This is a genomic window from Schlesneria sp. (genome assembly GCF_036405755.1).
Classification (GTDB): Bacteria; Planctomycetota; Planctomycetia; order Planctomycetales; family Planctomycetaceae; genus Schlesneria; species Schlesneria sphaerica.
Window position 1 is genome coordinate 1 of the sequence record NZ_DASWWZ010000166.1, and the last position, 1,956, is coordinate 1,956.

1 protein-coding gene and 1 tRNA gene are annotated in these 1,956 nt (G+C 58.3%); one reads left to right on the top strand and one right to left on the bottom strand.

The window, feature by feature from the left end; translation table 11 throughout:
* Positions 1-447: 447 nt before the first annotated feature.
* A tRNA-Asp gene (locus VGE80_RS05480) sits at positions 448-521 on the bottom strand.
* Positions 522-690: 169 nt separating this feature from the next.
* Here VGE80_RS05480 and pepT point away from each other — a divergent pair.
* Entirely contained in the window at positions 691-1,920 is a 1,230-nt protein-coding gene (gene pepT, locus VGE80_RS05485) for a peptidase T (RefSeq protein ID WP_397568662.1), read from the top strand.
* Positions 1,921-1,956: the final 36 nt, after the last annotated feature.

The following is a 1,956-nucleotide window of genomic DNA, read 5'->3' on the forward strand; positions in this document are numbered from 1 at the left end:
AGCTTCTTTCCCCTGTTCCCCCCACCCTTCGAGCTCAACGGTTCATTCACAGCCAGCTCATTCGACCAGCCACGTTCCCTCGATGTCCGCAGGTGATCCAGGCCAGAGTGTCCAGCTCGTACCGGTCGCAGCCTTCGCACGTGACTGCCTTCGTCACGCGCGAGGCCTACAGGTCAGGGCCGCCGCGTAGCTGCTGCAATCACGAAGGTGACTGCGGGACTTCGCCGGGTTGCTCCACTCTTTTGACGTGACCCACGGGTCATGCAAAAGCCCGACAACACTCCCGCTAGAGGGAGAGGGAGCTATTGCGGGGAGGAAACGCCGATTGCCCCACGATCAGCCCCGCCACGGATCGCGGACACGAACGAGACCCACGGCCGATCCGATTCGAGCGGCACCGCATGAAAAAAGCCTTGTCCACAAAAACTTGTGAACAAGGCTTTTAAGCGAGGTCGACGGGGCTCGAACCCGCAACCACCGGATCGACAGTCCGGTACTCTAACCAATTGAGCTACGACCCCTCGCATTTCTGCAGCCCCCACACTGCGGTGCAGATGGGGAGGCCGATTCTATCATCCGTTTTCTGGTCGTCAAGTTGTCGAGGCTTCCAAATTTCTTTGGGACCAGTTCTGCTATGCCAACATTGTGTCGACCATCTGCCCGTCGTCTCTCCAGTTGGAAAGTCCTCGCATGGATACTTTGCTCAATCGTTTCCTCCGCTACGTCCAGATCGACACTCAGTCCGACGAGACCAGTAGCTCTTACCCCAGCACTGCCAAGCAGTTAAATCTCAGCAAGCTGCTTGCCGACGAGTGCCGCAAAATGGGACTGGCGGATGTCACCTGCGACGAATTCGGAATCGTCATGGCGTCTGTCCCCGCCACTGTCCCGCATGACGTTCCCGTCATTGCCTGGGTGGCTCACGTCGACACCTCGCCCGAATTTACGGCAGAAAATGTCAAACCTGTCCTCCACGAGAATTATCAGGGGGGCGATCTGGTCCTTCCCGGTGACCCCACCAAAGTCATCCGGGTGGACGAAAACCCGGATCTCACGAAGTGCCATGGTCACACATTGATCACCACTGATGGAACAACCCTGCTCGGAGCCGACGATAAATCGGGTGTCGCAGTCATTATGTCCGCCGCAGCCGAATTGCTGAAACAGGGATCAAAGCTCCCGCATGGCCTGGTACGACTCTGCTTCACCTGTGACGAAGAGATCGGGCGTGGGACCGACAAGGTCGATCTGAAAAAACTTGGCGCAGTAGTGGCTTATACGCTCGATGGCGCCGGGACCAACGAAATCGATACGGAAACCTTTTCCGCAGACGGGGCCGTCGTCACCGTCAAAGGTATCAACACGCACACCTCCGTCGCCAAAGGGGCCATGGTCAACGCCGTACGGATCCTCAGCCAGTTTCTTGCGCGTCTGCCCACCGCAACGCTCAGCCCCGAGACCACCGAGGGACGGCAGGGCTTCATCCATCCCTATCATATTGAAGGAAGTGTCGTGGAAGCTTCAGCACGCCTGATTCTGCGCGACTTTGAAGCGCCACAACTGGCCGAACAGGCCCGGCTGCTGGAGTCCATCGCGATTTCGCTGCGTGCGGAGCATCCCCGGGCCGAGATCACGATCGAAACTCGCCCTCAGTACCGCAATATGCGCGACAATCTGGCCAAAGAGCCGCGTGCGATTTCCAAGGCGATCGACGCCTTCCGCTCACTAGGCCGTGAGCCCCGAACGACGATCGTGCGCGGGGGAACCGATGGTTCCTTACTGACAGCCATGGGGTTACCCACCCCGAATCTGTCGACGGGCGAACATAATCCGCACTCACCACTGGAATGGACCAGCCTTCAGGAAATGCAGGCGGCAACAGAAGTCCTGGTCCAACTGGCTCAGGAATGGGCAAAGTAACGGGCAGAATCGAAATGGATTTGATGCCTGCCGATG

What these genes read in the sequence shown, in the direction of transcription:
- pepT (WP_397568662.1), top strand. Translation starts at nt 691, where the DNA reads ATGGATACTTTGCTCAATCGTTTCCTCCGCTACGTCCAGATCGACACT.